The following is a 6,395-nucleotide window of genomic DNA, read 5'->3' on the forward strand; positions in this document are numbered from 1 at the left end:
CCCCATAGCCGACTGACAATAGGCATTATTCAAGTTACGCCATAAGTGCATACCATCAGCTGCCAGTTCATTTTCTTCCTTTGAATCACAGAAATGCTCCAAGATAACATAAGAGTCCTTTTTCACTTCCTTGATGGCCGCATTATAATCCTTTAGGACGGCAATGCGACCCGCATCGTAATTGGATGCTGTACTTTCAGTGCAAGAGGTTTGTGTGAACCCTTTCGTCAAATCAAAACGAAAGCCATCCACCTTATATTCCTTCAACAAGAATTGCAGATTACGCTTCACAAACTTACGCACCAATGGGCTTTCATGATTGAAATCATGGAACACGCTATAAGGATGAGGTGCTTCCACATTGAAGTATGGATTATTCTTTGCAGTCTTATCACCATCCCAATAGAGTTTAGCCAGCGGATTATTTCCTGTAGCATGATTATAAACCACATCCAGAATAACTGCCATACCAGCCTCATGACAAGCATCAATGAACTGCTTATACATTGTTTTTGTCCCATAAGCTTTATCCATCGCAAAGAAAAAACAAGGATTATACCCCCAACTGTCATTGCCGTCAAACTCCTGCACCGGCATCAACTCAATAGCGTTGACACCCATTTCTTTCAAGTAAGAAAGCTTTCCCATCGCACCGTTAATGTCACTCGTAGCCGTAAAGTCGCGCAAGTGCAATTCATATATCACTAATTGCTCAGGATTTGCTATTTTAAAATCATTATACTTCCAGTTATAACTATCTTTCTGTATCTTGAAGGTCGAAACGATTCCTACCCCTCCCTTAGGATAAACCAGGTTTTCATTATAGGTAGAAGCTGAAATATCTTTATCATTATCAGGATCCAGTATTTTTTCAGTATAAGCATCTGCCAAATGAATTACTTCACCTTCCTTTGTACCCACATAGTATTGGAAAGCATACTCTTTACCAGCATCTAACCCCGCCAACGTAATCCACCAACATCCGGAAGCATCATCACGATACATCTGCGACTTTTCGTCATTACTTAAGGTCCAATTGTTAAAGTCACCCACAACATGTGCAAAATCCTTATGATTTCCATTCACATCTTTATCATAAAGTACCAGTGTCACTGTAGAATTATCCATTATGTTGATACCTTCGACCATATCAGCCGGTACAGCGGCAGTTTTAATCTCACCGGGTACAAATCCTTCATATTTTGTATCAGTTACCGCTATAAAGGAATCAGTATCTATTCCTTTTTTACTACCATCCGCACTACGAATCACTATTCCAAGTTGGTTCACCGGTGTCTTTCCACTCCCAAACCACTCCCGGATATTCGGACTCAATGTAATACTCCAAATATTAGCCTCAGATAAAGTCATCTTACATTTATCTTTGTTTTCTGCCCACTCTGCAGGCACGAATTGCCAACGACCTTCACTGACAACACCAATATGTACATACACATCTCCTTTATACTCATAGAGGGCAGACTTTGTATCCGCTTTAAACGTAATGACAAGAGACTGATCAGCATCTGGTACCACCGGTGTATAACTCAGACCAGCAGGAATTGCAATTGCATTGGCAGCTTGAGTGACGGATATTTCTTCCCTTTTTGAACCGGATATAATATTCAATTGTGCTGTACGCGCTATTCCAGTTTCATTTTTAGCAACAGAAACCATAATCGTAGCTTTTCCTGACAAGCCTTTTGCCGGATTGATACTGCACCAGCCAATATCCTCACCACTCAGCTCAGCAGTCCATTGATATCCGGCCTCAAAACTGACACTTTGTGAAGAAGCAGCTTCAGCAAAGCTAAAACCTTGTTCAAAAATAGCTTCACTACCGGAGGCAGGAGTCAAATATTCCTGAAACTCCTCTTTGTTGTCACTACATGCCGTGAATGCCAGCAGCACGCTGAAGCATATCAAATGCCATAAAACAAGATTCTCACGTTGAACGATAATTTTCATAATATGAAGTATTTAAAGTTATCACTTCACAAATATAACCGGAAAAGAAAGGGCAAATCAATTAACGTAAAGGAAAACGAGAACAATATCACGAAAACGTTTGCATATCAAACAGAAAGAGGAGACCTTACACAATATAATAGTATAGGGTCTCCTCTTTTATTAAAATCCAGCCGTCAGAATCTAATTATTCTATACTCTAATGCATTCAGTTTAATTTCATTCATCAATTCCAGAGGTTTATTTTCGTAAATATCAGTAGCTACATGATGCTTCCAACCCTCCGGTAAGATAACAGAAACATCTCTATTACGCACATTAACCAATATCATAAAAGCATCTTTACCATCACTTTTCTGATACATCAAGACGTCTGAAGCAGGATACCCAGTTAATATTCCTTTCCGAAGTGCAGGATATTTATTATACAATCCCATTAAACACCCATATTCTTGATAAATATCCGAACATTCGGACCAATCCACGGATGTATATGCAAAAAAATTAATAGGAGCCTCATGTCCAATTTCTTGTGAACTATAAATCAATGCTCCACCATGCAAAAAAACTGTTCCAACAAAAGCAGCCATAGCTGCCCTTTCACTTCCTAACTCCACAATTGGCGACATTTTAGAAGCCTCATCATGATTGGTAATAAAACGTAATTTCATTTTTCCTGCCGGAATTGAGTCATACTCGCTCCAATCCACCTCCAACAAGCGTGCCGCACTACTATCATTAACGAAAACATCCCGCATCGCCTCCATCAAATCCCAAGCATAGTTCATATCAAATCCTGCATCAAAATGATCTTTGCGCTTACCTTCTGCCAACATTAACAATTTCCGATTTGGAATAGCCCTCAGAGAATCAACAGCTTGCTTCCAGAAAGTATATGGAACATAATCAGCAGCATCACAGCGAAAACCATCTACACCAACTTCTTGTATCCAATATTTCATAGCATCAATCATTGCAAGGCACATATCTGCATTATCGTAGTTCAAATCTGCCACATCATTCCATCCCGTTCCTGCAGGAGAAATTATATTTCCGATACTATCCTGAGTATACCACTCTTTATGTTCTTTAATCCAAGCATGGTCCCAAGATGTATGATTAGCAACCCAATCTAAAATTACACTTATTCCTTTTTCATGGCATAATTCCACTAAACGCTTAAATTCTTCTACTGTTCCAAATTCAGGATTTATTCTTTTATAATCTTTGATACAATAAGGAGAATTCACCGTATTTACCTCACCAATCTCATAGATTGGCATAAACCAAACAACATTAACACCCAAAAACTGAATAGAATCAAGATGTTTTGATATGACATTAAATGCATTCTTCAGAGCAAAAACACGTGGATTGATTTCGTACATCACAACGTCTTCTACAGCAGGTAATACTTGCTTTTGTTCAGTAACTATCTCGCGTTTTCCGGCACAAGCATACACTGTCAATAATACAAGTATAGTATAAAATAAATTCCTCATCTATTTACAATTCATTGGTCTGACAAATAAAAAAGGATTAAAGGTCCCCCCCTTAATCCTTTTTCTATAAATAAGAGAGCCTTAATTGGCTGTCATTGTAGCATTCTTAGCTTCTGGATCCAATACAATCGTGTATGTTCCAGCTGAAACTTTAATATTTCCACCATCCTGCGTCAGCGCACCTAAACTACCACCAAAGTTTATAGTCCAAGCTGCATCCCATCTGAATTTCATTTCACCATCACCTAATGTAACAGTCACCGACCACTTTTGCGTTTCAGCATCATAATCCATTAAAGTGCCTTTATCCCATCCACCAGGAGTAGCATCACCAATAATCTCCCAACCTGTCTTATCCAAAGTAGCAACCATCTTCTTAGTATCGGCACCTACTCGATAATAACCGGCAGCCTCAATCTTAACATTACCGCCATCACCGATAACAAACGTAGTTGATGTCTTAGCCTCATTCCAAGTAATATCTCCAACAACACCAATCCACGTACCAGAATCATAGAACTTGAATTCTGTATCGGCAGGGAAATAGTGAGTGCCAGTATATTTGAAATCACGAGCTGCAGATTCTACCTTATAGCAATCATCAGCTTCCGGCTTCCAACCATCACCACTCTGATAGCTACCAGGCAATGTCATTGCAGAGCTAGAAAGCTCAATCGTTGTTTCTTCCATACTATAAGTATATTTTCCTGCATTAGTCAAATTTAAAGTAATAATATAGGGACTTGCCTTTACCACTTTGAAATTTTGACCTCCAGCAACCAAGTTACCGGCCAACTCAGAAAGTTTACCTTCTTCTGCTCCATAATTGAATCCCCAGTCATTATTGGCTCTAAATTTGAATTCCTTATCGAGCAACGGAGTAACCACTGTCCAAAGACGAGTAGTGGTATCGTATTCCATCTGGGTATCTTTGTCCCAACCACTAGACGTAGCATCTCCAATTACTCCCCAAACCAGCCCTTTCTCTGATTGGGTTACCTTACCTTCCGCATCTAAAGTAATTTCAATGAAACCTTTACCATCAGCAGTAACTTGCTGGTCTTTAGCCAATACTTTCGTAAGGTCTGCACCATCAATGATTGCATAAGAAGCAGCACCATCAAAATTGGCATAACCACTATAAATGCCATCACCGTCAGGGTCACCTATCAAATAGGCAGTAGTGTAGTCCCAATCAGGATAGCCAACAGCTACATAAGCATACTTCCATGTAATATTATCTACATTAGGGTCATAAGGTGTAGCCTTAAAAGTTATTGAGTTACTAGCTGCATCAGTATAAGCATCATATGCCTCAGAAACCAAAGAAACAGTAAAATCATACGTTTGCCCCGGATATGCTCCTACCTTAGCCAATAAAGAATTCATTTCACTATTTGTAAATGCCAGTTTTGCATCCCCTGTTTCTCCTATTACAATACTCTTATTGGTAGAAGTATTTGTTAGAGTTACAACATAATTAACTACTGCAGAAACTCCATAATCTGCCTTATCCCAAGCTATTTCCGGAAATTGCGCATCCTTATTGTCTTTAGTAATAGTAATGTCTGTTTGGGAAAGCGCATGCAATGCAGCAGCAGTCTTCAATTCCAATATGGGGGTAGCATCCTCCTCACAAGACATCAATGCGAAGATTCCAGCCAAAAGTAAATAAATATATTTTGTCTTCATATCATTCATGTTTAATCATTAATATTAGTATCCTTCATTCTGTACCAGGTTCTGATTAGAACCAACATCGTCTGAAGGCAAGGGGAACACTTGATAAAAGCTTTCAACAGATTTTCCTGCCGCAACTCCACCCTTCCATGGCCAAACATAATCAGCAGAAGTATATTTACCGAAGCGAATCAAATCTGTACGTCTTTGAGCTTCGTAGAATAGCTCACGTGCGCGTTCATCCATCATAAAGTCCAAAGTAAAATCACTATCGGAAATAGGTGCGGACGCCTTGTCTGAATATGCACGTTTACGCAAATCATTTACATATCCCAAAGCCTCTGTTTTTGTTGCTCCTTGTCCGCCACGAAGAACAGCTTCTGCTAAATTCAAATAGATTTCACCTAAACGGAATAATGGATAATCTGTCCAAGCTTCCGCAGATGCAGGTTTACTTCCATCTTTATTCACATTATAAAACTTGGTAACGGGAATGCCATTATTGACAAAATCAGCTTCATTTGTGATCTCAATATTTGTGGTAGCTTCTGTACGCAACATTGCTTTACGAGTATCCTTATCACTGCTATCCTCTTTTTCAAAGATATTATATAAAGACGACTTAGCTCTAACACCTTGCCAACCTCCCTTTGCATTCGTTTCTTCTTGAAAATCAGCAGAACCCCAGCATAACAAAGCTGTCATACCTCCCCAGGTCATTGTATCTTCACCTTCATATCTCAATGGGAAAATCATCTCTTTGGATTGGTCATTATCAGCTTTGAACATATCGCCATAAACCGGTTCCAATTGGTAACCTGCTGAAATAATCTTTTTAGAATAAGTCACACATTCAGTATATTTATTTACACCTACATACGTGTCTGCATTCAAATACAAGCGAGACAATGCAGCCCACAGAGCAGCTTTATTAGCATGTCCATAATTATCATTAAATCCAACTACAGGATCAAGCATATCACTTTCACATGCCAACATTTCACTTTCAATGTATTCAAATAATTGATCTTTCATAATTTGTTGTGGACGAACGCTACCAATAGGGCTGTTTTCATCTACAAACGGAACATTACGATACAAATCCAAAGCATACAGATACATCAAAGCACGCATAAAACGAGCTTCTGCACGGAAAGTTTTAATAGAAGCCTTTACTTGCTCTGAACAACCTCGTGAGGCAAGTTTATCATCAGTTGTTTCACGTAAAAACGCATTTGACAAGTT

4 protein-coding genes are annotated in these 6,395 nt (G+C 39.0%); all 4 read right to left on the reverse strand.

Annotated elements, in window-relative coordinates; all coding sequences use genetic code 11:
- Positions 1 to 1,968: alpha-amylase family glycosyl hydrolase (locus ABUA47_RS05230; protein ID WP_349831444.1), on the reverse strand; the 1,968-nt coding region annotated here is incomplete at its 3' end.
- Positions 1,969 to 2,144: 176 nt separating this feature from the next.
- Positions 2,145 to 3,470, reverse strand: coding sequence for an alpha-amylase family glycosyl hydrolase (locus tag ABUA47_RS05235; RefSeq protein ID WP_005826350.1), 1,326 nt, complete (start codon positions 3,468 to 3,470; stop codon positions 2,145 to 2,147).
- 81 nt (positions 3,471 to 3,551) lie between these two features.
- Complete coding sequence (locus tag ABUA47_RS05240) at positions 3,552 to 5,162, reverse strand: SusE domain-containing protein (protein ID WP_008663879.1); 1,611 nt, start codon at positions 5,160 to 5,162, stop codon at positions 3,552 to 3,554.
- Between the two features lie 24 nt (positions 5,163 to 5,186).
- A partial coding sequence (locus ABUA47_RS05245; RefSeq protein ID WP_349831446.1) for a RagB/SusD family nutrient uptake outer membrane protein occupies positions 5,187 to 6,395 on the reverse strand: 1,209 nt, incomplete at its 5' end.

Origin of the sequence: Bacteroides sp. RTP31139st1_H2_RTP31139_211217, assembly GCF_040227615.1 — a bacterium.
In the GTDB taxonomy this organism is placed as follows: Bacteria; Bacteroidota; Bacteroidia; order Bacteroidales; family Bacteroidaceae; genus Bacteroides; species Bacteroides uniformis.

What these genes read in the sequence shown, in the direction of transcription:
- ABUA47_RS05240 (WP_008663879.1), bottom strand. Translation starts at nt 5,162, where the DNA reads ATGAAGACAAAATATATTTATTTACTTTTGGCTGGAATCTTCGCATTG.
- ABUA47_RS05235 (WP_005826350.1), bottom strand. Translation starts at nt 3,470, where the DNA reads ATGAGGAATTTATTTTATACTATACTTGTATTATTGACAGTGTATGCT.